The organism is Lentzea kristufekii (assembly GCF_033949925.1).
Taxonomy (GTDB): Bacteria; Actinomycetota; Actinomycetes; order Mycobacteriales; family Pseudonocardiaceae; genus Lentzea; species Lentzea kristufekii.
The window spans coordinates 34,311-58,384 of the sequence record NZ_JAXAVV010000035.1 but is presented as its reverse complement, the minus strand read 5'-3'; the positions used below and the strand labels follow the sequence as shown (position 1 = coordinate 58,384).

Annotated in this window: 25 protein-coding genes and 3 tRNA genes; 25 read left to right on the top strand and 3 right to left on the bottom strand. The window is 67.9% G+C overall.

All coding sequences use genetic code 11. The annotated features are described in order from the left end of the window. Window positions 1-54: 54 nt before the first annotated feature. The 11 genes from SK571_RS42310 (at window position 55) to rplA (ending at window position 7,095) form a co-directional block, all read left to right on the top strand. Window positions 55-2,661 (top strand): putative bifunctional diguanylate cyclase/phosphodiesterase, encoded by a 2,607-nt coding sequence (locus tag SK571_RS42310; RefSeq protein ID WP_319989738.1) that lies wholly within the window; start codon window positions 55-57, stop codon window positions 2,659-2,661. A gap of 74 nt (window positions 2,662-2,735) precedes the next feature. Beyond that, window positions 2,736-2,811, top strand: a tRNA-Thr gene (locus SK571_RS42305). A gap of 42 nt (window positions 2,812-2,853) precedes the next feature. Further along, window positions 2,854-2,926, top strand: a tRNA-Met gene (locus SK571_RS42300). Between the two features lie 169 nt (window positions 2,927-3,095). After that, a complete protein-coding gene (gene rpmG / locus SK571_RS42295; RefSeq protein ID WP_015105301.1) occupies window positions 3,096-3,260 on the top strand; it encodes a 50S ribosomal protein L33 in 165 nt (54 codons plus the stop codon). Between the two features lie 71 nt (window positions 3,261-3,331). After that, a complete protein-coding gene (locus SK571_RS42290; protein ID WP_319989737.1) occupies window positions 3,332-3,781 on the top strand; it encodes a MaoC family dehydratase N-terminal domain-containing protein in 450 nt (149 codons plus the stop codon). Beyond that, window positions 3,778-4,185, top strand: coding sequence for a MaoC/PaaZ C-terminal domain-containing protein (locus tag SK571_RS42285; RefSeq protein WP_319989736.1), 408 nt, complete (start codon window positions 3,778-3,780; stop codon window positions 4,183-4,185). Before SK571_RS42290 ends, SK571_RS42285 begins: the two co-directional genes overlap by 4 nt. Before the next feature lie 236 nt (window positions 4,186-4,421). Further along, a tRNA-Trp gene (locus tag SK571_RS42280) sits at window positions 4,422-4,494 on the top strand. A 37-nt stretch (window positions 4,495-4,531) separates the two neighbouring features. Further along, window positions 4,532-4,945, top strand: a complete 414-nt coding sequence (secE, locus tag SK571_RS42275; protein WP_266043541.1) for a preprotein translocase subunit SecE — start codon at window positions 4,532-4,534, stop codon at window positions 4,943-4,945. Between the two features lie 40 nt (window positions 4,946-4,985). Further along, entirely contained in the window at window positions 4,986-5,783 is a 798-nt protein-coding gene (gene nusG / locus SK571_RS42270) for a transcription termination/antitermination protein NusG (RefSeq protein ID WP_319989735.1), read from the top strand. Window positions 5,784-5,870: 87 nt separating this feature from the next. Continuing rightward, window positions 5,871-6,305, top strand: a complete 435-nt coding sequence (rplK, locus tag SK571_RS42265; protein WP_030478269.1) for a 50S ribosomal protein L11 — start codon at window positions 5,871-5,873, stop codon at window positions 6,303-6,305. 79 nt (window positions 6,306-6,384) lie between these two features. Next, complete coding sequence (gene rplA / locus SK571_RS42260; protein WP_266043538.1) at window positions 6,385-7,095, top strand: 50S ribosomal protein L1; 711 nt, start codon at window positions 6,385-6,387, stop codon at window positions 7,093-7,095. A gap of 63 nt (window positions 7,096-7,158) precedes the next feature. On the opposite strand, the gene SK571_RS42255 is transcribed toward rplA, so the two are convergent. Continuing rightward, window positions 7,159-8,139: a GlxA family transcriptional regulator gene (locus tag SK571_RS42255; protein ID WP_319989734.1), complete on the bottom strand. Its 981-nt coding sequence runs from the start codon at window positions 8,137-8,139 to the stop codon at window positions 7,159-7,161. Window positions 8,140-8,223: 84 nt separating this feature from the next. Here SK571_RS42255 and SK571_RS42250 point away from each other — a divergent pair, with 84 nt between their 5' ends. After that, on the top strand, window positions 8,224-9,102 hold the full coding sequence (locus SK571_RS42250) for an NAD(P)-dependent oxidoreductase (protein ID WP_319989733.1): 879 nt from the start codon (window positions 8,224-8,226) through the stop codon (window positions 9,100-9,102). Here SK571_RS42250 and SK571_RS42245 read toward each other — a convergent pair. Together SK571_RS42245 and SK571_RS42240 are read right to left on the bottom strand one after the other, a co-directional pair. After that, window positions 9,082-9,852 carry a methyltransferase domain-containing protein gene (locus SK571_RS42245; RefSeq protein ID WP_319989732.1) on the bottom strand — a complete coding sequence of 257 codons (771 nt, stop codon included), beginning with the start codon at window positions 9,850-9,852 and terminating at the stop codon, window positions 9,082-9,084. The two genes, SK571_RS42250 and SK571_RS42245, sit on opposite strands and share 21 nt — an antisense overlap. 9 nt (window positions 9,853-9,861) lie before the next feature. Continuing rightward, entirely contained in the window at window positions 9,862-10,572 is a 711-nt protein-coding gene (locus tag SK571_RS42240) for a hypothetical protein (protein WP_319989731.1), read from the bottom strand. 248 nt (window positions 10,573-10,820) lie between these two features. Here SK571_RS42240 and rplJ point away from each other — a divergent pair, with 248 nt between their 5' ends. The 13 genes from rplJ to SK571_RS42175 all read left to right on the top strand — a co-directional run bounded on the left by rplJ (window position 10,821) and on the right by SK571_RS42175 (window position 23,338). Continuing rightward, the gene (gene rplJ / locus SK571_RS42235; RefSeq protein WP_319989730.1) at window positions 10,821-11,375 is read left to right on the top strand and encodes a 50S ribosomal protein L10; all 555 of its coding nucleotides are present in this window, start codon (window positions 10,821-10,823) and stop codon (window positions 11,373-11,375) included. Window positions 11,376-11,431: 56 nt separating this feature from the next. Next, entirely contained in the window at window positions 11,432-11,818 is a 387-nt protein-coding gene (rplL, locus tag SK571_RS42230) for a 50S ribosomal protein L7/L12 (RefSeq protein WP_093606339.1), read from the top strand. A gap of 609 nt (window positions 11,819-12,427) precedes the next feature. Continuing rightward, complete coding sequence (locus tag SK571_RS42225; protein ID WP_319989729.1) at window positions 12,428-13,495, top strand: ABC transporter ATP-binding protein; 1,068 nt, start codon at window positions 12,428-12,430, stop codon at window positions 13,493-13,495. Next, window positions 13,492-14,277 (top strand): MlaE family ABC transporter permease, encoded by a 786-nt coding sequence (locus SK571_RS42220; protein ID WP_319989728.1) that lies wholly within the window; start codon window positions 13,492-13,494, stop codon window positions 14,275-14,277. Before SK571_RS42225 ends, SK571_RS42220 begins: the two co-directional genes overlap by 4 nt. Continuing rightward, entirely contained in the window at window positions 14,277-15,086 is an 810-nt protein-coding gene (locus SK571_RS42215) for an MlaE family ABC transporter permease (RefSeq protein ID WP_093606336.1), read from the top strand. Before SK571_RS42220 ends, SK571_RS42215 begins: the two co-directional genes overlap by 1 nt. Beyond that, window positions 15,083-16,399, top strand: a complete 1,317-nt coding sequence (locus SK571_RS42210; RefSeq protein ID WP_319989727.1) for an MCE family protein — start codon at window positions 15,083-15,085, stop codon at window positions 16,397-16,399. Before SK571_RS42215 ends, SK571_RS42210 begins: the two co-directional genes overlap by 4 nt. Beyond that, the gene (locus tag SK571_RS42205) at window positions 16,396-17,427 is read left to right on the top strand and encodes an MCE family protein (protein WP_319989726.1); all 1,032 of its coding nucleotides are present in this window, start codon (window positions 16,396-16,398) and stop codon (window positions 17,425-17,427) included. Before SK571_RS42210 ends, SK571_RS42205 begins: the two co-directional genes overlap by 4 nt. Next, window positions 17,424-18,425, top strand: a complete 1,002-nt coding sequence (locus tag SK571_RS42200; RefSeq protein WP_319989725.1) for an MCE family protein — start codon at window positions 17,424-17,426, stop codon at window positions 18,423-18,425. The genes SK571_RS42205 and SK571_RS42200 overlap by 4 nt, the downstream gene beginning before the upstream one ends. Further along, entirely contained in the window at window positions 18,422-19,588 is a 1,167-nt protein-coding gene (locus SK571_RS42195) for an MlaD family protein (protein WP_319989724.1), read from the top strand. Before SK571_RS42200 ends, SK571_RS42195 begins: the two co-directional genes overlap by 4 nt. Further along, window positions 19,585-20,724 (top strand): MCE family protein, encoded by a 1,140-nt coding sequence (locus tag SK571_RS42190; RefSeq protein WP_319989723.1) that lies wholly within the window; start codon window positions 19,585-19,587, stop codon window positions 20,722-20,724. Before SK571_RS42195 ends, SK571_RS42190 begins: the two co-directional genes overlap by 4 nt. Further along, the gene (locus SK571_RS42185; protein ID WP_319989722.1) at window positions 20,721-21,950 is read left to right on the top strand and encodes an MlaD family protein; all 1,230 of its coding nucleotides are present in this window, start codon (window positions 20,721-20,723) and stop codon (window positions 21,948-21,950) included. Before SK571_RS42190 ends, SK571_RS42185 begins: the two co-directional genes overlap by 4 nt. Next, window positions 21,950-22,450 (top strand): hypothetical protein, encoded by a 501-nt coding sequence (locus SK571_RS42180; RefSeq protein WP_319989721.1) that lies wholly within the window; start codon window positions 21,950-21,952, stop codon window positions 22,448-22,450. The genes SK571_RS42185 and SK571_RS42180 overlap by 1 nt, the downstream gene beginning before the upstream one ends. Window positions 22,451-22,480: 30 nt before the next feature. Then, a complete protein-coding gene (locus SK571_RS42175) occupies window positions 22,481-23,338 on the top strand; it encodes a hypothetical protein (protein ID WP_319989720.1) in 858 nt (285 codons plus the stop codon). Window positions 23,339-24,074: the final 736 nt, after the last annotated feature.

Below are 24,074 nucleotides of genomic sequence, written 5' to 3'. Positions count from 1 at the left end.
GGGACCCCTCAGTCACGCCTAGAGGTCCCCCACCCAGGCCGGCGAGGAGGCTGGATGTCCGACCGAGCGTCGGCCCCCGTGTCGGACTCGGCCGCCTGGTCGGCCAAGTCGACCAACCGCGCGTTCAGCGCGTTCGCCGTCACCCTCCTGGTGGCCGGCGTCGCCTGCGCGGGCATGGTCGCGGCCTGGCTCCCGGAGAAGGAGACCACCTCCCTCTTCTGGATCGGCCCGCTTCTCGTCGTCGGCTTCCTGCTGGCGGAACAGCTCGCGATCAACGTGGACGTCCGCAGCGGCGTCGCGTGGACGATCTCCTTCACCGAGATCCCGCTGGTCCTGGGTCTGCTCGTGGCGCCGTTCGAGATCGTGCTCGCCGCGCACGTGGTCGCCGGCGTGGGCACGTTGCTCGGCAGGCGGATCCTCGACCGGGCCGTCTACAACGCGGGCCTCATGTTCATGGAGATCTCCGTGGCGTTCGCCGCCGCGGAGGCCGTGAACCGGATGATCGGCGCGGGCGGTCCGTTCTGGGCCGGGGCTTTCGTCGGCACGATCACCGTGCCGCTCCTCGCGAGCGTGCTGGGCCTCTGCGCGTTGCGCCTCATGGGCAAGTCGATGCGCGTGGGCAACAGCGTCCGTCTCGTGCTGCAGACGCTGGTCGTCGCGCTGCTGAACACCTCGGCCGGCCTCGTCGGCTACCAGATCGTCGCCACCACGCCGTGGGGCGCCGCCCTGATCATCCTGGTGCTCGCGGGCATCGTGGCCACCTACCTCGCCTACTCCGGGCTCCTGCGCGAACAGCGCGACCTGGAGGCGTTGAGCGAGGTCAGCCTTCGTGTCGCGAGGTCGGGACAGCACGGCACCGGCCCGCGCCAGCCCGACGACGACCTCACCACGGGCGTCGAAGAGGACGAGTGGCAGCTCATCGCGGAACGCATCCGCGAGCAGCTCAACGCGAACAGGGTCGTGCTGCGCCTGCGCACCGACCCGCAGGAAGCCATGATCACCCTCGTCGCCGGCGAACCGCTGCCCGACGAGATGACCGCGACGGACCCCCGTGCCGTGCGCGAAGACCCCGTACTTCAGTTGCCGGGCACGCACGTCCGCTACTACCGCGTGGCCGACGCGACCGAGGACGTCACCGAGGCCCTGCTGCGCCGTGACGCGCAGGAAGCCCTGGTCGTCCCGTTGCGCGGCGCGACCCAGCTGCTCGGTGCCGTCGAGGCGCACGACCGGCTGTCGCGCTGGCGCGGTTTCGGCAAGGCGGACATCCAGCTGCTGCGCACGCTGGCCTCGCACCTCGCGACGGCCGTCGACAACCGCCGCCTGCTCGCCCGCCTGCGCCACGACGCCTACCACGACCCGCTGACCGGCCTGCTGAACCGCGCGGGCCTCCGCGAGGCGTGCGCCGAGCCGTTGCGCGAGTCCCAGAAGGCAGTGGTGCTGCGCATCGACCTCGACATCCTGTCGACGGTCTCCGACGCGCTGGGCCAGGCCTGGGGCAACCGCATGGTCGTCGCCGCCGGACGCAGGCTGCGCGACGCCCTCGGAGCGGACGTGCCGCTGGCGCGCCTGGAGGGTGGCGCGTTCGCCGCGTACCTCGACGACGAGCGCGCTGAGACCGCCCACGAGACCGCGGAACGGTTGCGCGCCGGGCTTTCCGTGCCGTACCCGGTCGACCGCCTGACCGTCGAGGCCTCCGCGGTCGTGGGGTACGCGTCCAAAGCGGACTCCGAGACCGAGGACCCGGACCCCGACGCGTTGCTGCAGCGGGCCGATGTCGCCGTGCGTGCGACGTCCGAGGGCACGCCCGTGAAGGCCTACGCGCCGTCGATGGGCCACCTGTTCCTGCGCCGCTTCCAGCTCGTGACGCAGTTCCGCCAGGCCGTCGAGACCGGGCAGATCTCGGTGCACTACCAGCCGAAGGTCGCCCTGCCCTCACGTCAGGTCGTGGGCGCGGAAGCGTTGGTGCGCTGGACACATCCGGAGTTCGGCCGCGTCGACCCGGACGAGTTCGTGCCGGCCGTCGAGGCCACCGGTCTCGTGGACGTGCTGACGGACTTCGTGATGGACCGCGCTCTGGAACGCGTGCGCCGCTGGCTCGACCGCGGCCTGCGGATGTCCATCGCGGTGAACCTCTCCGTGCGGACGCTGGGCGACGAGGACTTCCCGAACCGCGTCGAGGCCGCCCTGGAGCGCCACGACGTGCCGTCGGGGCTGTTGACCTTCGAGCTCACCGAGTCGGGCGTCATGGCCGATCCCGAGCGCGCTCTGCCGGTGCTGCGGCGCCTGCACGCGATCGGCGTCGTGCTGGCGGTCGACGACTTCGGCACCGGCTACTCGTCACTGGCGTACCTGCGCCAGCTGCCGGTGGACGAGGTGAAGATCGACAAGTCGTTCGTGCTCGGGATGGGCACGGACCTCGGCGACATGGCCGTGGTCCGGTCGATCGTGGAGCTCGGGCACTCGCTCGGTCTCGTGGTCGTGGCGGAGGGCGTCGAGGACGACGCCGCGCGGGACCAGCTGGTGGGCATGGGCTGCGACGTGGCCCAGGGCTACCTGATCTCCCGGCCGCTGTCCGAAGACCGCTTCGAGGCCTGGCTGCGCGCCCGAACGGTGCAGGTCAGGGGTGCTCGGGATGAGACGGTGCTCACGCTGGTGCACTAAAGGCACCCCCGGATTTCGTTCTTGGTTGCCGTGTGTTGTAGAGTTCTCCTCGCTCGGCAAGAACGAAAGAGCAAGCCCCTTTAGCTCAGTCGGCAGAGCGTCTCCATGGTAAGGAGAAGGTCTACGGTTCGATTCCGTAAAGGGGCTCCACTACTGGCCGCAGTGCTGAGCGCTGCGGCTGTAGTTGTGTAAAGCGGTGTAGCTCAGTTGGTAGAGCAAGCGGCTCATAATCGCTGTGTCGCCGGTTCAAGTCCGGCCACCGCTACGCGAGTGGGTGTGGTCTGTCGGCGGAAAGCGCCGACCGTCCTCGCTCCGCATGATTTTGGGGGCCAAGCCCCCACACCCCCGGGCAGCAACCTCGTTGCCCATCCCCGCCAGGCGGTAAGCCCGTACTGGGTGTTCGGGGCCCGTGTGCTCTCAGGAAGGCAAGGACCGTGGCTGCAACCGACGTACGCCCCAAGATCACCCTCGCGTGCGAGGAGTGCAAGCACCGGAACTACATCACCAGGAAGAACCGGCGCAACGACCCGGACCGCCTGGAGATCAAGAAGTTCTGCCCGAACTGCAAGACGCACCGCGCGCACAAGGAAACCCGCTGAGCGCGTAACCAGTCTTCGACGAGGCCCGTCCCACACCGTGGGGCGGGCCTCGTCGCATATAGGCTCCTTCGGTGCCTCTCGACCCCGCTTTCATCGGACGTAGTTATCCGCCGTCGCAGCCCTACGACGTGAGCCGCGAGAAGATCCGCGAGTTCGCCGAGGCGATCGGCGCGACCAGCCCGGCCTACCGCGACGCCGAAGCCGCGAAGGCGTTGGGGCACAGGGACGTCATCGCGCCGCCGACGTTCGCGATCGTCGTGTCGATGAAGACCAACGAGACGGTCATGTTCGACCCGGAGCTGAAGCTCGACTACAGCCGCGTCGTGCACGGCGACCAGAACTTCGTCCACCACCGGCCCATCACCGCGGGCGACCAGCTCGTGTGCGTGGCGCACATCGACGCCATCACGTCCCGCATGGGCAACGACATGGTGACCGTGCGGACGGAGATCAGCACGGTCGGCGGCGAGCCCGTCACCACCGCCAAGTCGATGCTCGTCGTGAGGGGAGAAGACGCATGACGTACGAGGTTGGCACCGAACTGCCGGCGCTGTCCGTGCGCCTCAAGCGCGACGACCTGGTGCGCTACGCGGGCGCCTCGCTGGACTTCAACCCGATCCACTGGAACGAGAAGACCGCGAAGGACGTCGGCCTGCCGGACGTGATCGCGCACGGCATGCTGACCATGGCCGTGGCCTCGCGGATCGTCGCGGAGTGGATCGGCGACCCCGGCGCGATCGTCGAGTACGGCTGCCGCTTCGGCCGGCCCGTCGTGGTGCCCAACGACGACGAGGGCGCGCTCGTCGAGGTGACCGCGAAGGTCACCAAGGACTTCGAGGACGGAACTGTGAAGGTCAACATCAACGCGGCTTTTGACGGCAAGTCGGTGTTGACGGGTGCCTTCGCGCGCGTGCGGGTCAGCTGATCTTGTGAGCAAGAACACCACCGGGCGACACGGTCCGGTGGTGTTTGCGGTGTTCACGGGAGATTCGAGCCGGTGCGGCACCGCAGTTGCACGACCCTGATTCGTGTTCTCGGCTCGCATATGGGTAGGCTGTGCGACAGGCCGCTCGGCAAGTGCTTGAGCGGTCTGGTTGGAATGGACGGGGCAGGCTCCCGTACACTTCCTGCTTGGCCAGGGGATCCCGCTCGGGATCTCAAAGGGGTGTAGCTCAACTGGCAGAGCAGCGGTCTCCAAAACCGCAGGTTGCAGGTTCAAGTCCTGTCGCCCCTGCTGTCGAAGCGCGTCATGGGTGGAGTGGAGGCACGGCATGAGCGAGGGCCGCGAGCAGGACCAGCCGGAGGAGCGCGAAGGCGCTGTCCGGCCGTCCACTGCTGCGGCGCGACGTGAGCGTCGTGCCTCCTCTCGCCCGGCCGCCCGCAAGGACGGCAGCAGCGCTGAGTCGAAGAAGAGCGTCGCCAAGTCCGACTCCTCGGACGAGGACGCGAAGAAGGGTCGCCCGACCAAGACCCGTGAAGGACAGGAGAAGCGTCCCTCGCTGATCGGGCGGTTCTTCCGCTACATCCGCGAGGTCATCGGCGAACTCCGCAAGGTGATCTGGCCGACGCGCAAGCAGCTCGTCACCTACACCGGCGTCGTGCTGGTGTTCGTGGTCTTCATGGTTGCGCTGGTGTGGGCTCTCGACCTCGGCTTCGGCGCGGCTGTTTTCGAGTTGTTCGGCTGAGCCGGACAGCTGCCGCTGCAATCAGGAAGCGAGATCCACAGTGACCTCCGATAACGGCGTCGACGCCCAGGAGAAGACCGACCTCATCGACGACGAGGTGTCCGAGGACATCGCGGCCGACGAGACGGTCGAGTCGGAGGCTGTGGACTCCGAGGACGCGGACACCGCGGACGAGTCCGAAGAGGACGCCGACGTTCTCGCGATCGACGAGACGCCGATCGACGAAGAGCCGGAAGACCCCGCCGAAGAGCTGCGTCAGGCCCTGCGCCGCGCGCCCGGCGACTGGTACGTCGTGCACTCGTACGCCGGCTACGAGAACAAGGTCAAGGCGAACCTCGAGACTCGTATCCACACGCTCGACATGGAGGACTACATCTTCCAGGTCGAGGTGCCGACCGAAGAGGTCACCGAGATCAAGAACGGCCAGCGCAAGCTGGTGCAGCGCAAGGTGCTGCCCGGCTACATCCTGGTCCGCATGGAACTCACCGACGCGTCCTGGAGCGCCGTCCGCAACACGCCGGGCGTGACCGGGTTCGTCGGAGCCACCTCGAAGCCCTCGCCCCTCACGATCGACGAGGTGCTGAAGTTCCTGCTCCCGCAGCAGGAGCAGAAGCCGGCCGAGGGCAAGAAGACCGCTTCCACCACCGTGTCGAAGCCGACCATCGAGGTCGACTTCGAGGTCGGCGAGTCGGTCACGGTCATGGACGGCCCGTTCGCCACGCTGCCCGCCACGATCAGCGAGGTCAACGCGGACGGCCAGAAGCTGAAGGTCCTGGTGTCGATCTTCGGCCGGGAAACGCCGGTCGAGCTGTCGTTCAGCCAGGTCTCCAAGATCTGAGCGGTTTTCCCTGACCGGAAGACCGATCGGCCACGCTGCGGCTGGCAGAGCCGCGCGCGGACACTGCAATAACAGGAAGTACGGACAATGCCTCCCAAGAAGAAGAAGCTGTCAGCGATCATCAAGCTGCAGATCAAGGCTGGTGCCGCCAACCCGGCGCCTCCCGTTGGTCCCGCGCTGGGTCAGCACGGCGTCAACATCATGGAGTTCTGCAAGGCCTACAACGCCGCGACCGAGTCGCAGCGCGGTCAGGTCGTGCCGGTTGAGATCTCCGTGTACGAAGACCGCTCGTTCGACTTCAAGCTGAAGACCCCTCCGGCCGCGCGACTCATCCTCGCCGCCGCTGGTGTCGACAAGGGCAGCGGCGAGCCGCACCGCGTCAAGGTCGCCAAGGTGACCATGGAGCAGGTGCGCAGCATCGCGCAGGTCAAGATGGTCGACCTGAACGCGAACGACATCGACCAGGCGGCGAAGATCATCGCCGGCACCGCCCGTTCCATGGGCATCACGGTCGAAGGCTGACCACACCCTCTTTCTAGCAAGCGTGGGAGAGCCGAGCGCGGCTCAATCACCACGAACTGATCCACGGTAAGGACAGAGAATGAAGCGCAGCAAGGCCTACAAGGCCTCCGCAGAGCTGGTGGACCGGGAGCGGCTGTACTCGCCGCTGGAGGCCGCCAAGCTCGCCAAGGAAACGTCCAAGGTGAAGCTCGACGCCACTGTCGAGGTCGCGATTCGCCTCGGCGTCGACCCTCGCAAGGCCGACCAGATGGTCCGCGGCACCGTGAATCTGCCGCACGGTACGGGCAAGACCGCCCGCGTGATCGTCTTCGCAACCGGTGACAAGGCCGCTGAGGCCGAGGCCGCCGGTGCGGACGCTGTCGGCTCCGAGGACCTGATCGAGCGCATTCAGGGTGGCTGGCTCGACTTCGACGCCGCGATCGCGACCCCCGACCAGATGGCCAAGGTCGGTCGCATCGCCCGCATCCTCGGCCCGCGTGGCCTGATGCCGAACCCCAAGACCGGCACCGTCACCCCCGACGTCTCGAAGGCCGTCAACGAGATCAAGGGCGGAAAGATCAACTTCCGCGTTGACAAGCAGGCCAACCTGCACTTCGTCATCGGCAAGGTGTCGTTCGACTCCGAGAAGCTGGTCGAGAACTACGCGGCCGCGCTGGACGAGATCCTCCGCGCCAAGCCGTCCGCGGCCAAGGGCCGGTACGTCAAGAAGGTCACCGTCTCCACGACGATGGGCCCTGGCATCCCGGTCGACCCGAACCGCACCCGCAACATGCTGTCGGACGAGGCCTGAGCCTCCCCGGTTCGCAGCTAGCTCCTGAGAAGGCCCCCGGTTCGCCGGGGGCCTTTTCGCATGTCAGGACTGGTGCCGGGGGAACGCCTGCCGGTAGTCGCTCGGTGAGCGCCCCACCTGCTTCAGGAAGTGGTGGCGGAGGTTGTTCGCCGTGCCGATGCCGCTCAGGGCCGCGATCTTCTCCACGGACAGGTCGGTGGACTCCAGCAACGCCTGCGCCCGCGTGATGCGTTCGTTGAGCAGCCACTGCAGCGGTGTCGTGCCGGTGGTGGCGTGGAGCTTGCGGTAGAAGGTCCGCGGGCTCATCGCGGCGCGGCGGGCCAGGGTCTCGATGGTCAGCGGTTCGTCCAGGCGAGCGCGGGCCCAGTCGAGCACCGGGGTCAGGCCCTCTTCGTCGCTGGCCGGGACCGAGAGGTCGACGTACTGGCCCAGGTTGCCGGGGCGGTGGCCGGGGACCACCATCCGGCGGGCGAGCTGGTTGGCGACGTGGGCGCCCAGGTCGCGGCGGACCAGGTGCAGGCAGAGGTCGAGGCCGGCGCTCATGCCCGCGCTGGTCAGCACGTCACCCTCGTCGATGTAGAGCTTCGAGGCGTCGACCTGGATGTTCGGATAGCGCTCGGCCAGCAGCGCGGTGTGCATCCAGTGCGCGGTGGCCTTCTTCCCGTCGAGCAGGCCGGCTTCGGCCAGTGCGTACGCGCCGACGCACGCCGACACGATCCGCGCGCCGTTGTCGTGCGCCCGGCGCAGCGCGGAGATCAGCTCGGGTGGGACGGGCGCGTTCTCCTCGAAGACCTCGTCCGGCACCCACGACACGATGACGGTGTCCGCGTGCACGATGTCTTCCAGCCCATGAGCGCTGTTGAGGGTGAAGCCCGGCACGGTGTCGCGGCTGCGGTTTCCGGTGCCGCACAACCACAACTCGTACCAGGGGTCGGCGAGGTCGGGCTGCGGCGTGCCGAAGACGGCGGCGGGAATGCCCAGCTCGTAGAGGTCCGCGACGCCGAAGTCGCTGGGCACGACCAGGGCGACTGATCCAGCGCTCATGCGAGCCAGCCTATGGCAGGAATTTGGCGAAAGGGGTCATTCCGGTCACTGGTCGAGTTGATCACGTGCGGCGAGGCTGGAGGCATGACATCTGAAGCGATCACCGTGTTGGGCCTCGGCAACCTCGGACGCGCGCTGGCGGAGGCGTTCCTGCGGGAAGGCCACCCCGTGACGGTCTGGAACCGTTCTGCCGCAAAGGCTTCCGAAATCAAGGTGCCCGGTGCCGTCGTCGCCGGGACCGCGACGGAGGCGGTCGCGGCCAGTGGGCTCGTGATCGTGGCCGTGCTCGACCACCCAGCGGCACAACGGGTTCTCGGCGGCGTCGACGTGCGCGGACGGGCGTTGGTGAACCTCACCTCCGGCACTCCCGACGAGGCTCGTGAACTGGCCGGCTGGGCCGCGGCGAACGGAGCCGAGTACCTGCACGGCGCCGTGTACGCGGTGCCCCAGACGATCGGCACCGACGCGTCGTCGATCATCTACAGCGGCTCCTCGGCCGTGTCCGAGCGTTGGCAGAAGCAGTTGGCGCTGCTGGGAAAGGTCACGTTCCTGGGTGCCGACGCCGGCCGCGCCTCCGGGTACGACGTGGCGATCCTCGCCGGGATGTACGGCCTGATCGGCGGCTTCCTGCACGCGGCGGCACTGGCGCGGGCCAACGGGATCAAGACCACCGAGCTCACGCCGATGTTGTCGTCCTGGCTGACGGACCTCCACCCCGCGCTCTCCACGTTCGCCGCGGAGATCGACGGCGAGAGCTACGGCGACGCGGAGTCGAGCCTGGCGATGAACCAGACGGGGCTGGCCATGCTCATCCGCGCGGCCGCGGCGCAGGGCGTTCCGTTCGCGGCGCTCGACTCGCTCAAGGCGCTCGTCGACCAGCAGGTCGACGCCGGGCGCGGGGAGGAGAGCCTCGCCCGCGCCGTCGAGTCGCTGGGCGTGGGGTCACAAGGGCTTGCGGGCTGACAGCAGGAAGATCGTCACCGACGCCTGGAAGCCACCGTCGCGCAGGTCGGCCAGCCAGCGCTCACCGTCCGCGTGCTCTATGGCGCCGGCGCGGATCGCCCGTTCCGTGTTGCGGGTGAGGGCGAGGGTGTAGTCCGCCCTGGCGAAGTCGCGCAGCACCGTCGTCGCCGCGCGGACGTCCTCGACCTCGAAGCCCGCTTCCCGCGCGAGGCGCCCGAGCCGGCGGCCGATCGTGGCGTTGCGGACCATGGTCGAGCAGACGAACCGGTTGAACGCCCTGTTCATCTCCAGGTCGCCGTCGACGATCAGGGCGTCCCAGTCGGGTTCGGCGATGCGCAGCAGGCCGCCCGGCTTCAGGGCTCGGTGGAGCTCGGCGAGGACGTCGGACGGGTTCTCGACGTGCTGCAACGCGCGGTCCATGCGAGCGCGGTCGGCGGTCCCGTCGTCCACGGGGAGCGCGTGGGCGTCTCCCTGGCGGACCTCCACCTGCGGGTAGTAGTTGAGGAGGCTCCTCGCCGCCGCCACCATCGTCGGGTCCACGTCGACGCCGATGACGCGGCCGGACGTCGTGACCGCGTCGGCCATCACCGGCAGGTCCATGCCGGGCCCGCAGCCGACGTCGAGGACCGTGTCGCCGTGCCGCAGATCAAGCGAGACGAGGAGCTGGTGCTTGTAGTCACGGCCTAGTTCGGCGGCGTCCGCCATGTACTCGACCTTGTCGGTGCTGGGCACCCCCAGTGCGTTTGCCATGCACCCCAATCAACCACAGGTGCTGGGCGACCAGTCGGTGATGACCCAGCCGGCGCCGACCTTCTCCACGACGAACAAGCCCAGGCGCGGGCCGCCCTCGACGGTCAGCGCGCAGGAGTCGATGGTGACCTTGGTGGTCGTCGGGGTCTTGAGCATGTCCGGCGGGAACAGCACCTGCTGGTACCTGTCGACGCTGGTGACCTTGGTCTTCAGGTCCTTGACCGCGGCGGCGCAATCGCTTGCGCCATAAGCGTTCGCGAACTTCTGACGGGTGTCGTCGCGCAGGAAGAGCGTGCACGCGCGGGTCGTGTCGGCGAACGACACGTGCTTGTAGAACATGCCGACGGTGCCCTGCAGCCCGGCCGGTGCGGTGAGGCCCTGCGCCGCGCCGGTCACGCCGCCGCTGTCCTGCGCGATGTCGCCGGGGTCGTCCACGCCGAAGAAGTGGTTGTAGGCCCAGACCGCGGAGAAGACGACGAGGAGGAAGAAGAGCGCGCGCCAGAAGATGCCACTGCCGAGCACGGCGAGCCACCAGCGCTTGCCGCCGGGCTGCTTCGGGGCCTGCGGCGCCTGGCCCGTCGCCTCCTGGTAGCGCTGGAACTCCTGAAAGCGTTGGAACTCCTGGAACTGCCGCAGCTGCTCCGGGTCCACGGGCGGGGCAGGCGGCTGCGGGGTGGGCGGCTGGCGGGGCGCGAGGTCCTTGCCGGGCTCGTCGGTCACACGTCACATCATGCCGATTTGGAGCGGCAGGACACAGTCGAGTACTGTTTTGGATGGTTCTACCGAAGACCGCAGGTTTTCTCCGCGAGGAGAATGAAGGCCCCGTTGCAACACGGGCGGCCCGCGCAGGGAGGACGAGGCTCAGTTCTTGTGTGACGCCCCGTGCTGCTTGTGCGCGAGGGCGTTTTTGTTGTTTCGGGACCTTCTCCAGGCCGGCGGTCTAAACCCAGCCCAGAGAGGAGGCGATCATGGCGAAGCCCACGAAGGTTACGGCGGTCGCTGAGCTCGCGGACCAGTTCCGCACCAGCTCGGCAGCGGTTGTCACCGAGTACCGTGGCCTCTCCATGGCGCAGCTCACCACGCTGCGTCGCGCTCTCGGCGCGGGCACCAAGTACACCGTCGCGAAGAACACGCTGGTCAAGCTGGCCGCTGCGGACGCCGGTGTGGAGGGCCTCGAGGCCCTTCTGTCCGGTCCGACCGCCATCGCGTTCGTCGAGGGCGAGCCCGTCGACGCCGCCAAGGCGATCCGCGACTTCGCGAAGGACAACAAGGCCCTGATCATCAAGGGCGGCTACATGGATGGCCGCCCGCTCTCGGTTGAAGAGGTCACCGCTATCGCGGACCTCGAAACCCGTGAGGTGCTGCTCGCGAAGCTCGCGGGCGCGATGAAGGGCAACCTGGCCAAGGCCGCGGGTCTGTTCAACGCCCCGGCTTCCCAGGTCGCTCGCCTGGCCGCTGCCCTGCAGGAGAAGAAGGCCGCTGCGGCTCCCGCCGCCGAGGCCGACGCTCCCGCCGAAAGCTGATCACCCAAAGACACGCCCGACGCTTTCGCGCGGGAGATTAGAAAGGACCGCCGATCATGGCGAAGCTCAGCACCGAAGAGCTGCTCGACGCGTTCAAGGAGATGACCCTCCTCGAGCTGTCCGAGTTCGTGAAGCAGTTCGAGACGACCTTCGAGGTCACCGCCGCGGCGCCCGTCGCCGTTGCCGCTGTCGGTGGCCCCGCCGCCGCCGCCGAAGAGGCCGAGGAGCAGACGGACTTCAACGTCGTCCTCGAGTCCGCCGGCGACAAGAAGATCCAGGTCATCAAGGTCGTCCGCGAGGTCGTCTCGGGCCTGGGCCTGAAGGAGGCCAAGGAGCTCGTCGAGTCCGCTCCGAAGGCGATCCTCGAGGGCGTGGCCAAGGACGTCGCCGACGCCGCCAAGGAGAAGCTCGAGGCTGCCGGCGCCAAGATCACCGTCAAGTGATCTCAGCCCCTTCGGGGGCTGGCGTTCTGCCTTGTAGTGCTTGAACGGGCGTGCATCCCCTTTTGGGGGTGTGCGCCCGTTTTTGTCTTTTCTGATCTTGTCGGGGGTGCTGAGTAGGTTGAGTTGTAGGGGTTCCCGGATCGGGGGGACGCCTGCGTTAGCTTGCCGCGGCCTGGCGGGTGGTCACCTTGCGGGCGGCGACCTTAGGTTGCGTGCTTTCCCTGGGGGCTCTGCCCCCAGACCCCCGGCAATCTGATCGGGGGGTGGCGCCGTGGGTGGGTTGATGGCACGCCTGTTGGGTTGGGCGGCTGCCTGTTGCTTTGAGGGTTGCGTTGGCGGTGGGGGACCCCACCGCCCGGCCCGTAGGGAAAGACGGCTCGCCTTCGGCCTCGCGGGTCGTTGTGTGTTTGGAGTCACATGGGTCTCGTAAATCCCGGTTGCCAGGCAGTGGTCTAGGTGGTGGTGACCGTTTTGCGAGGTCACGCTCTGTGGCGTTATATGAACGCAACCGCCGTTAGGCCAACTGGTGAGTAACCTGCCGCGAACGAACTCGTTGCCCAGGTGTGACGCCGATCGCTGCGGCGTCCTCGGGCGTGTGCGGAGGTGCGGATGGGCGTCGAGGTGGTCGTCGAGGGTTTGACCAAGTCCTTCGGCAAGCAGACCATCTGGCAGGACGTCACGCTCACGTTGCCGCCGGGTGAGGTCAGCGTGATGCTCGGGCCGTCCGGTACCGGCAAGAGCGTGTTCCTGAAGTCGTTGGTGGGGCTGCTCAAGCCTGAGCAGGGCAAGATCATCATCAACGGTACGGATCTGGTGCGGTGCTCTGAGCACCGGTTGTACGAGATTCGGAAGATGTTCGGCGTGCTGTTCCAGGACGGCGCGTTGTTCGGGTCGATGAACCTGTACGACAACATCGCCTTTCCGCTGCGCGAGCACACGAGGAAGACGGAAGCCGAGGTTCGGCGGATCGTCCTCGAGAAGATGGAGATGGTCGGTCTCGTCGGGGCGGAGAAGAAGCTGCCCGGTGAGATCTCCGGCGGTATGCGCAAGCGGGCTGGTCTTGCCCGTGCGCTGGTGCTCGACCCCGAGATCATTCTGTGCGACGAACCGGACTCCGGGCTGGACCCGGTGCGCACGGCGTACCTCAGCCAGTTGCTGATCGACCTGAACGCCCAGATCGACGCGACCATCCTGATCGTCACGCACAACATCAACATTGCTCGTACCGTGCCGGACAACCTGGGGATGTTGTTCCGGCGCGAGCTCGTCATGTTCGGGCCGCGCGAAGTGCTGCTGACCAGTGACGAGCCTGTTGTCGAGCAGTTCTTGAACGGGCGGCGGCTCGGGCCCATCGGCATGTCCGAGGAGAAGGACACGGCCACGATGGCTGCCGAGCAGGCTCATGCGGACGCCGGGCACTCGGACGGCTCCACGTCCGAGGACGTCCGGGGGATCATCCCGCAGATCGAGCCGACGCCGGGGCTGCCGTTCCGGGATGCTGTCCGGCGGCGCAAGGACCGGGTCATGACGATCATCCACCAGCTGCCGCACCAGGCTCAGCAGGGGATCATCGAGAGTCTCACGGCCGAGGAGCAGCTGCGGTACGGCGTGCACGCTGGTGCTCCCGCCGCTGCGCCCACGCCCAGCCCGTGGCCTCGGCAGGGTGGTGTTCTGTGAGCACGCAGACCTCGTTCCCCGGCGCCGGTGCGCTGCGGGAGACCGGGAAGTTGTGCCAGCTCGGGATCGACGTCGTGCGCACGACGTTCCGGCGGCCGTTCCAGCTTCGCGAGTTCATCCAGCAGAGCTGGTTCATCGTCAGCGTGACGGTCCTGCCGACGGCGCTGGTGTCGATTCCGTTCGGCGCGGTCATCGCGTTGCAGCTCGGCAGCTTGACTCGGCAGATCGGCGCGCAGTCGTTCACGGGTGCGGCCAGCGTGCTCGCGATCATCCAGCAGGCCAGTCCGATCGTGACGGCGCTGCTGATCGCCGGAGCCGGTGGCTCGGCCATCTGCGCGGACCTCGGGTCGCGGAAGATCCGCGAGGAGATCGACGCGATGGAAGTGCTCGGCGTGTCGCCGATCCATCGGCTCGTGGTGCCCCGTGTGCTGGCGGCGATGCTGGTGTCCGTGCTGCTCAACGGCATGGTCAGCGTCGTCGGTGTGCTCGGTGGCTACTTCTTCAACGTGATCATGCAGGACGGCACGCCGGGCGCCTACCTCGCGAGCTTCAGCGCGCTGGCCCAGCTGCCCGACCTGTGGATCAGTGAGTTGAAGGCGCTGATCTTCGGGTTCATCGCGGGCATCGTCGCTGCTTACCGGGGCCTCAACCCGGCCGGCGGGCCCAAGGGCGTGGGTGACGCGGTGAACCAGGCCGTGGTCATCACGTTCCTGCTGCTGTTCTTCGTCAACTTCGTCCTCACCACGATCTACCTGCAGGTCGTGCCCGCGAAGGGGAGCTGATGGCGAACAAGGTGCTGTCCACCCTCGACGGGTTCGGCGACCAGCTGTCGTTCTACATCAAGGCGCTGGCCTGGACGCCCCGCGCGCTCAAGCGGTACTCCAAGGAGACGATGCGGCTGCTGGCCGAGGTCAGCTTCGGGTCGGGAGCGCTCGCGGTCATCGGCGGCACGATCGGCGTGATGGTCGGGCTCAGCGTGTTCACCGGGACCGTGGTCGGCCTTCAGGGCTTCACGGCGTTGAACCAGATCGGCACGTCGGCGTTCGCCGGGTTCGTGTCGGCCTACTTCAACACGCGGGAGATCGCGCCGCTCGTGGCCGGGCTGGCGTTGTCGGCGACGGTCGGGTCCGGGTTCACGGCGCAGCTGGGTGCCATGCGGATCTCCGAGGAGATCGACGCGCTGGAGGTCATGGGCATCCCCAGCCTGCCGTTCCTGGTCACCACGCGGATCATCGCCGGGTTCGTCGCGATCATCCCGCTGTACGTGATCGGCCTGCTGACGAGCTATCTGGCCGCCAGAACGATCACTGTGGAGTTCTACGGGCAGTCGGCGGGCACATATGACCACTACTTCAACCTGTTCCTACCGCCGATCGACGTGCTCTGGTCGTTCGGCAAGGTGCTGGTCTTCGCGGTCGTGATCATCATGACCCACTGCTACTACGGCTACCGCGCGTCCGGTGGTCCGGCCGGCGTCGGGGTGGCGGTCGGGCGCGCGGTGCGGACCGCGATCGTCACGACGGCACTGCTCGACTTCTTCCTGAGCCTCGCGATCTGGGGCGCGACGACGACGGTGAGGATCGCCGGATGAGGAAACGCGTGCTGGGCATCGCCTTTCTCCTCGCGATCGCCATGTTCCTGTCGCTCACGGTGGCGCTCTACAAGGACGCCTTCAGCGACTACGTGAAGGTCACGCTCAAGACCGACCACATCGGCAACCAGCTGCAGACCGCGAGCGACGTCAAGGTGCGGGGGCTGATCGTCGGCTCGGTGAAGGCCGTCCGCACCAGCGGTGACGGTGCCGAGCTGGAGCTCGCCCTGCTGCCGGACAAGGTCGAGCAGATCCCGGCCAACGTCAGCGCGCGCCTGCTGCCCAAGACGTTGTTCGGCGAGCGGTACGTGAACCTCGTGCTGCCGCAGCAGAAGAGCGCGGCCATCACCCAGGGCGCGGTCATCGAGCAGGACCGGACGAGCAGCGCCATCGAGCTCGAACGCGTGCTCGACAACCTGATGCCGGTGCTGCAGGCGATCCAGCCGGAGAAGCTCGCCACGACGCTCACCGCGTTGTCGCAGGCACTCGACGGACGGGGCAAGCCGCTCGGCGAGACCCTGGTGTCGCTCGACTCCTACCTCGGTGAGCTCAACCCGCAGCTGCCCGCGCTGAAGGAGAACATCTCCAAGCTCGCGGACGTCGCGAACGTCTACTCCGACGCCGCGCCGGACCTGTTGCAGGCGCTCAACGACATGACCACGACGACCAAGACCGTCGTCGACCAGCGCGAGAACCTGCTCGCGCTGTACGGCTCGCTGACCACGACGTCGCAGGACGTCACCAGCTTCGTCACGGTCAACAAGAACAACATCATCTCGCTCGCCGACACCAGCCGCCCGACGCTGGAGCTGCTCGCGAAGTACGCGCCCGAGTACCCGTGCCTGCTCAAGGGGCTCACCGAGTTCGAGCCGATCATCAGCAAGGCGTTCGGCGAGGGCACCAACGAGCCGGGCCTGCACATCACGCTGGAGATCACGCAGAACCGCGGCAAGTACAAGCCGAACCTCGACGAGCCCGAGTACCGGGACAAGCGCGGACCGCGTTGCTACGACCTGATCCCGCGGCCGAACCCGTTCCCGCAGTACCCGCCGGAGGGTCCGGTGCAGGACGGGTCGAGCTCGCCGCCGCCCGCCCGCGTCGCGAACGACGGGGTCCTGCCGCCCGCCACCGCGGGCAACGTGACCGTGCCGCAGTCCGCCGACGTGCTGCGGCTCGCCAACTCGCCGGAGGAGGCCAGGTTGATCGCGGCGCTCTTCGGACCGCGCATCGGCGTCGACCCCCAGGACATGCCCGGCTGGTCGAGCCTGCTGCTCGGGCCACTCGTCCGCGGAACGGAGGTGACCGTCAAGTGAAGGGACTGCTGGCCCCGCTGCTCAAGCTGATCGCCTTCGCGGTGGTCACGATCCTCGCCACCTCGTTGCTCGCGGTCACCATCGCCAACGTGAACCTGGCCAGTGCCACCGAGTACAAGGCCCAGTTCACCGACGTCACCGCGCTGAACGAGGGTGACGACATCCGCATCGCCGGCGTCCGCGTCGGGCAGGTCGACGGGATCAAGGTCGTCGACCGCAAGACCGCCGAGGTGGAGTTCTCGATCGACGGCGACCGCAAGCTGCCCGAGGCGGTGACCGCGACGATCAAGTACCGCAACCTGGTGGGGCAGCGGTACATCGCGCTCGAGTCCGGCACCGGTGACACCAAGGCGGTGCTGCCCGAGGGCGGCACGATCCCGCTGGAGCGCACCAAGCCCGCGCTCGACCTCACCGTGCTGTTCAACGGCTTCAAGCCGCTGTTCCAGGCCCTGTCGCCGGACGACGTGAACAAGCTGTCGTTCGAGATCATCCAGGTGCTGCAGGGAGAAGGCAGCACGATCGACAGCCTGCTGCAGCACACGGCCTCGCTGACCAGCACGCTGGCGAGCAAGGACAAGGTGATCGGCGAGGTCGTCGACAACCTCAACACCGCGCTGGAGACCGTGAACTCGCGCGACGAGGACTTCAACAACCTCGTGATCACGTTGCAGACGCTGGTCTCCGGGCTCGCGCAGGACCGCCAGCCGATCGGTGAGGCGATCACCGCGCTCGGCGACCTGACCCAGGCCACCTCCGGCCTGCTGGAGCAGGGCCGCGAGCCGCTCAAGAACGACATCGCGCAGCTCGGCATCGTCTCGAAGACGCTGGGCGACAACGAGGTGCTCGTCGACCGGATGTTGCAGCGCCTGCCCAACAAGCTGGAGACGATCACGCGGACCGCGACCTACGGTTCGTGGTTCAACTTCTACCTGTGCGAGGCCAGCGGCCAGATCGCCGTGCCGCCGGTCATCAACAACCCGATCCCGATCACGGCGTTGCCGGTGACACAGCAGAGGTGCCGCCGATGAAGACGAGCAACCCGATCAGGACCGGCGCGATCAGCCTGACACTGATCGCCTTGCTGCTGCTGGCCGCGTTCTACTCCGACGACCTGCCGATCGTCGGCGGTGGCACGAGCTACGCCGCGGACTTCAGCGAGGCCGCGGGGCTGGTGCCGGGCAACGAGGTCCGCGTCGCCGGCGTGAAGGTCGGCAAGGTCACCAAGGTCAGGCTCAACGGCGACCGGGTGCGGGTGACGTTCAAGGTCAAGGACGCCTGGGTGGGCGACCGGACGACCGCGATGATCCGCATCAAGACGTTGCTGGGGCAGAAGTTCCTGGCACTGGACCCGCAGGGCACCCAGCCGCTGTCGCCCGGCAACCCGATCCCGAAGGAACGCACGCTCGCGCCGTACGACGTGAACGAGGCGTTCAACGGGCTCGCGACGACCGTCGGCCAGATCGACACCAAGCAGCTGGCGGACAGCTTCACGGTCCTCTCGGACACCTTCAAGAACTCGCCGGAGCACGTCCGAGGCGCGCTGGACGGCCTGTCCGCGTTGTCGAAGACGATCTCCTCGCGCGACGAGCAGCTGGCGAAGTTGCTGGACAACACGCGGCAGCTGACGAAGACGCTGGCCGACCGCAACGCGGAGTTCGAGAAGCTGCTGTCGGACGGCAACCTCCTGCTCGGTGAGCTGCGCAAGCGCCGCGAGGCGATCAGCGCGCTGCTGACCGGCACGCGGAACCTGTCCCGTGAGCTCAGCGGTCTGGTGAACGACAACCAGAACCAGCTCAAGCCGGCGCTGGAACAGCTCGGCAGGGTCACCACGATCCTGGAGCGCAACCAGGAGAACCTCGACCGCAGCCTCGCGCTGATGGCGCCGTTCTACCGGGTGTTCGCGAACACCCTGGGCAACGGTCGCTGGTTCGACACCTACATCTGCGGGCTGCTGCCACCCTCGGTGAACCTCGGCGTCGTCGGGTTCAACGAGGAAGGCTGCCTGCCTCCGGGGGTGCAGCGATGACTACAGCAGCTCACAGCAAAGTCGGCCGGTTCATCGCGATCGCGTGTGTGCTCGCGCTGGTCGTGACCGCGGCGTTGTGGTGGGTCTTCGCCGGGATGAACGGGCGCAAGGTCACCGCGCACTTCGCGGCGGCCGTCGGCGTCTACCCCGGCGGTGACGTGCGGATCCTCGGCGTGAAGGTCGGCACGATCGACGAGGTCACGCCCGAGGGCAAGACCGTGAAGGTCGTGTTCACCGTCGACCGCGACGTGCGGGTGCCGGAGAACGCGCAGGCCGTCGTGGTCTCGCCGAGCGTGGTCAGCGACCGGTACGTGCAGCTCGCGCCTGCTTACACCGGCGGGCCGACGCTGGGTGAGGACGCCGTGATCCCGCGCGAGCGCACGGCGACGCCGGTCGAGCTGGACGAGCTGTACTCGTCGCTCGACAAGCTCACGACCGCGCTGGGGCCCAACGGCGCGAACGCCGACGGGGCGCTGGCGGACCTGCTGAACTCGGCCGCTCGCAACCTCGAAGGCAACGGCCAGGCGCTCAACGACACGCTGAAGAACCTCGGCCAGGCCACCCGGACCCTGTCGGGGTCCAAAGAGGACCTGTTCGCCACCGTGGACAACCTGCAGAAGTTCACCGCCATGCTGGCCGCGAACGACAGCCAGGTGCGCGACTTCAACAAGCAGCTCGCGGACGTGTCGAAGATGCTCGCCGACGAACGCGGCGACCTCGGTGCCGCGCTCTCGGAGCTCGCGACCGCGCTGGGGCTGGTGCAGGGGTTCATCAAGGACAACCGCGAGGTGCTCAAGTCCAACGTGGACAAGCTCGCCTCGATCACGCAGGTGCTGGTGAACCAGCGGGCCGCGCTGGCGGAGACGCTCGACGTCGCCCCGCTGGCCCTCGGCAACCTGCAGAACTCGTACAACGCGGCGTCCGGCACGCTCGACACCCGCGCGAACATCAACGAGCTGAACCAGCCGCCGATCGTGCTGATCTGCAAGCTGATCCAGCAGGCGACGCCGAACAACGTGCCGCCGGTGCTGTCGAACACCTGCAAGCAGCTGGAACCGATCCTGACCGGCGTGGTGCCGCTGAAGCCGCCGGCCGAGATCCTCAGCGACCTCAACGCGGGCAAGCTGCCGTTGCCCCTGCCGCTCGCGGGGGTGCCCCAGTGAGGAAGCTGGTCGTAGGACTGACGGCGCTGTTGCTGGTGTCGGGCTGCGGTTCGGGCGGGTTCGACGGCGTCTACAACCTGCCGCTGCCGGGTGGTGCCGACGTCGGTGATCACCCGTACCGGGTCAAGGCGCAGTTCAAGGACGTCCTCGACCTGGTGCCGCAGGCGGGCGTGAAGGTCAACGACGTGCCGGTCGGGCGGGTCGAGAAGATCGACCTGGGGGCCGACGGCTGGACCGCCGAGGTGACCATGCTGGTCAACGGCGACGTGCAGCTTCCGGCGAACGCGTTCGCGAAGCTGCGCCAGTCCGCGTTGCTCGGCGAGAAGTTCGTCGAGCTGGGCAAGCCCAAGGACGCGGCCGGCAAGCTCGCCGACAACGCCGTGATCCCGTTGGACAGGACCAACCGCAACCCCGAGGTCGAAGAGGTCTTCGGTGCGTTGTCGATGCTGCTCAACGGCGGTGGTGTCGCGCAGCTGCAGAACATCACCAAGGAGCTCAACGCGGCGATGGAGGGCAACGAGCAGGAGATCCGCTCGTTGCTGGGCAACCTCAACACGTTCGTCGGGGAGCTCGACAAGCACAAGGCGGAGATCGTCCGCGCGCTCGACTCGATGAACCGGCTGGCGGGGACTCTGGCGCAGCAGCGCGACAAGATCGCGGTCGCGCTGACGGACCTGGAGCCCGGCCTGAAGGTGCTGGCCGAGCAGCGCACGCAGCTCGTGACGTTGCTGCAGTCGCTGGACAAGCTCTCCGACGTCGCCACGGACACGATCAACAAGAGCCGTGACGACATCGTGGCGGACCTGAAGGCGTTGCAGCCGACGCTGACGAAGCTCGTCGAGTCGGGGCAGAACCTGCCGAAGTCGCTCGAGCTGCTGCTGACCTACCCGTTCCCGGACGAGGCGGTCGACGGCATCAAGGGCGACTACACCAACGCGTTCATCGACCTCGACCTGAACCTCGGCACGGTGCTCGACAACCTCAGCCGGTCGCGGCAGTCGCCGATCGACTCGCTGATCCCGAGCCAGGGGACGCCGCTGCCGATGCCGAACATCCCGCTGCCGAACCTCGGGCAGGGCACCGGGTCCGGGCTGGGCGACCTGCTCGGCGGGCTGCTGGGAGGTGGTCGCAAGTGATCCTGCGGTCGACGAAGCTCAAGATCGGCGCATTCGTGCTGGTCGCGCTGCTGGGCGTGTCGTACGTCAGCGCCACCTACATCGGCCTGTTCAAGTCGTCGTCGACGGTCGTGACGATGCAGCTCGCTGATTCGGGCGGCATCTTCACCAACGCCGAGGTGACCTATCGCGGCGTGACCATCGGGCGGGTCGGGCAGCTGCGGCTGACCTCCGACGGCATCGAGGTCGACCTGGAGCTGGACGCCGACGCGCCGCGCGTGCCGTCCGCGACCGAGGCCGTCGTGGCCAACCGGTCGGCCGTGGGTGAGCAGTACGTGGACCTGCGGCCGAAGAGCGACGGCGGGCCGTACCTGGAGGCCGGGTCGGTCATCCCGCGCTCGGCCACCAAGACGCCGCCGCCCGTCGACGGGCTGTTGTCCAATTTGGACGCCTTCGCTTCCTCGGTGCCGACGGACTCCTTGAAGACCGTGGTCGACGAGCTGCACACCGCGTTCAGCGGGACCGGTGGCGACTTGCAGGTGCTGATCGACAACACCGCCGCGTTCACCGCCGCGGCCCGCGAACACCTGCCGCAGACCACGCAGCTGCTCAAGGACGGGCGGATCGTGCTGGCCACGCAGGCCGCCTCCGGTGGGGCCATCCGGTCGTTCAGCGGAGACCTGCGGTTGCTCGCCGAGCAGCTCAAGGCCTCCGACGGCGACCTGCGGCGGTTGATCGTGGCCGTGCCGCCGGCGTCCGAGCAGGTGTCGGCGTTGCTCAAGGAGAGCGGGCCGAACCTCGGGGTGGTCTTCGCGAACCTGCTGACCACGTCGAACATCCTCGTGACCAGGCGTGATGGTTTGGAGCAGATCGCGGTGACGTACCCGATCGCCGTCGGTGGCGGGTTCTCCGTGGCGCCGGGCGACGGGTCGGCGCACTTCGGGCTGGCCTTGAACGTGTTCGACCCGATGCCGTGCACCGTCGGATACGAGGGCACGACGATTCGTCCCGGCGGCGACACCTCTGCCGCGCCGCTGAACACGCAGGCGTACTGCGCTCTCGCGCGCGGGTCTGCGACCTCGGTGCGAGGCTCGCAGAATGCGCCATATGGTGGAACGCCGACCACGCCGGTCGGCAACGCGACGACGCAGCCCGGCCAGGAGCCGACGGGGCAGACCGCCGGGCCGGAGGTGCCGTTGCTGACGTCGCTGGGCCAGCTGCTGGGCTTGCCGGAGGGGAAGAAGTAGTGCGGATCTTCACGGTGACCGCCGTGGTCCTGGCGGTGCTGACGTTCGGCTTCGCCGCGTACTCGGGCGTGGCCTGGTACTCGGCGGCGCACTCGTCCGAGTCGGCGTTCGCCGCGGTGCGCGACGAGGCCCTGCGGTCCGGCCAGGTCGGCGTCACGAACTTCCTGACCCTCGACTACAAGAAGGTCGACGAGGACCTGCAGCGCTGGCTCAACTCGTCCACGGGAGACCTGCGCGCCGAGATCGACAAGGACAAGGACTCGCGCAAGAAGCAGCTGGTCGACGCCAAGTCCGTGACGACGTCGAAGGTGCTGGACGCCGCGATCACCGAGCTGGACGACCGCTCCGGCAGCGCGTCGATGATCGCCGTGGTCGAGAGCACCGTGACGCCCGACGGCGGCCAGAAGGTCACCAAGATCAACCGGTACCTGACCAAGCTCACCCGCACCGAGGACGGCTGGAAGCTGAGCCAGCTGGGCCCGCTGCGGTCAGGCGTCTGATCCGGCCAGAGCTGATAGGAACGAGTGCACGTGCCCCCTTCCCGCCGCCGCCCCATCCCCACGCCGCCCGCCGGAGGCCGTCCCAAGGTCGCCGGCCTGAACCGGCGCGCGTCGTCCGCTGAGCCCGCTGCCGAGGCAGTGGCCGAGGACGCGACGCCGGAGGCCGTGCCCGGCCCGGTGGCCGAAGCGGCAGACCTCAAGGCGCCGAAGCCCGTCGAGTGGACGCCGCCGCCCGTCAAGTCGCTCGTGCTGAAGCCGGCCGCCCCGGAGAAGCCCGCCTCCGAGGAGCCTGCTTCTGCCGACGAGGAACCCGCTTCTGCCGGCGAGGCCGAGCCCGTCACGAGGAACACCGGTCTGAAGGACGGCTGGGTGCTCCCGGTGGCGCTGCTCGTGGTCGCGGTGCTGCTGGGCGGCCTCGGCACGTTCTTCCTGGTGAAGTCGCGCTCGGTGTCCTACGACGCCGCCCTGGTCGACTCGGTCACCACCTCGGAGGTCAACGGCCAGGTCCGCGAGGCCGTGGAGAAGTCGTTCTCGTACAACTTCGCCGACGTCGAGTCGACCGAGAAGGCCGCCAGGGAACTGCTCACCGGCAAGGCCCTGTGCCAGTACAACGCCGTGTTCGGCCCGGTGAAGGAGGTCGCGCCGCAGCAGAAGCTCGTCGTGACCGTCCGTGTGGTGTCATCAGCCGTGTCGTCGCTCAAGGGCGACCGCGCCACCGTGCTCGTGTTCGCCGACCAGGTCACCACCCGCACCACCGACAACCAGTCGGGCGGCGGCACCGCCATGCTCCGCGTGAGCGCGGTGGACGACGGCGACCGGTGGAAGATCGACAACATGGAGATGTTCGGGGCCACGGCGGACCAGAACCGCCAACTCCAGGGCTGCTGACGCCGAGGGCGCAACGCCCCGTCGCTCCGCGCTCCGTTCGGCCGCTACGCGCCTCTGCTTGCGCACACGTCGCTGCCCTAGCGCGCACGCCGTGGCTCGCGCGCATGGCATGGCCTCGTGCGCACGACCTAAGTCGCGCGCACGGCTTGCAGGCACCCCTCAGCCCGCCTGTGGCTGCCCGCCTGTGGCTGCCCGCCTGTGGCTGCCCGCCTTGGCTGCCCTCCCCGGTCCCGGCGCCTCCTCCGGACCACCCGCCCGCCCGCCCCTCAGGCGAGGTCGTTTGGCCCGGCCCGGTGTCGGGTACCTGATCTCCGTCCCCTAAGATCAACTCCGCTGCGAGGACGTCACAGGAGCCCCAGATGCACCGTGGACACGTCCTCCGCCAGCCCCGACACGCGTGATCTCGGTCACACAAATCTTGTGGCCCTCTGTAAGTCCGCTTGAGGCCGTCAACTTCCCACCAAATCGGCCGCACACGTGTTTGTGCAGGTCAAATGGGTGACTGCAAATAAATAGCGCTCCATCCAGAGGGTGGATCGAGGCGCAACATCTTGACTGCGCGCTCATGCAGGGTCACTCTGTCGGTGAGCAAGAGGAGGGTCCTTCCAGGTGCCTCTCGACAGTCGCCGTGCGCGTGGCTAGACTGCCCCTTTGCGCTGCCCATTTTCCGCTTGCCCTTCGCCGAGAGCGTGGATTAGTCGAGCAGCGCCGCACCCTTGACAGCCGTGCTAGTTCG

Excerpts from the sequence above, each read along its gene's own strand:
- SK571_RS42250 (WP_319989733.1), top strand. The coding sequence starts at position 8,224 with ATGACATCTGAAGCGATCACCGTGTTGGGCCTCGGCAACCTCGGACGC.
- rplL (WP_093606339.1), top strand. The coding sequence starts at position 11,432 with ATGGCGAAGCTCAGCACCGAAGAGCTGCTCGACGCGTTCAAGGAGATG.
- SK571_RS42225 (WP_319989729.1), top strand. The coding sequence starts at position 12,428 with ATGGGCGTCGAGGTGGTCGTCGAGGGTTTGACCAAGTCCTTCGGCAAG.
- SK571_RS42310 (WP_319989738.1), top strand. The coding sequence starts at position 55 with ATGTCCGACCGAGCGTCGGCCCCCGTGTCGGACTCGGCCGCCTGGTCG.
- SK571_RS42200 (WP_319989725.1), top strand. The coding sequence starts at position 17,424 with ATGAAGACGAGCAACCCGATCAGGACCGGCGCGATCAGCCTGACACTG.
- SK571_RS42210 (WP_319989727.1), top strand. The coding sequence starts at position 15,083 with ATGAGGAAACGCGTGCTGGGCATCGCCTTTCTCCTCGCGATCGCCATG.
- secE (WP_266043541.1), top strand. The coding sequence starts at position 4,532 with ATGAGCGAGGGCCGCGAGCAGGACCAGCCGGAGGAGCGCGAAGGCGCT.
- rplA (WP_266043538.1), top strand. The coding sequence starts at position 6,385 with ATGAAGCGCAGCAAGGCCTACAAGGCCTCCGCAGAGCTGGTGGACCGG.
- SK571_RS42245 (WP_319989732.1), bottom strand. The coding sequence starts at position 9,852 with ATGGCAAACGCACTGGGGGTGCCCAGCACCGACAAGGTCGAGTACATG.
- rplJ (WP_319989730.1), top strand. The coding sequence starts at position 10,821 with ATGGCGAAGCCCACGAAGGTTACGGCGGTCGCTGAGCTCGCGGACCAG.
- SK571_RS42215 (WP_093606336.1), top strand. The coding sequence starts at position 14,277 with ATGGCGAACAAGGTGCTGTCCACCCTCGACGGGTTCGGCGACCAGCTG.
- SK571_RS42195 (WP_319989724.1), top strand. The coding sequence starts at position 18,422 with ATGACTACAGCAGCTCACAGCAAAGTCGGCCGGTTCATCGCGATCGCG.
- SK571_RS42255 (WP_319989734.1), bottom strand. The coding sequence starts at position 8,139 with ATGAGCGCTGGATCAGTCGCCCTGGTCGTGCCCAGCGACTTCGGCGTC.
- rplK (WP_030478269.1), top strand. The coding sequence starts at position 5,871 with ATGCCTCCCAAGAAGAAGAAGCTGTCAGCGATCATCAAGCTGCAGATC.
- SK571_RS42285 (WP_319989736.1), top strand. The coding sequence starts at position 3,778 with ATGACGTACGAGGTTGGCACCGAACTGCCGGCGCTGTCCGTGCGCCTC.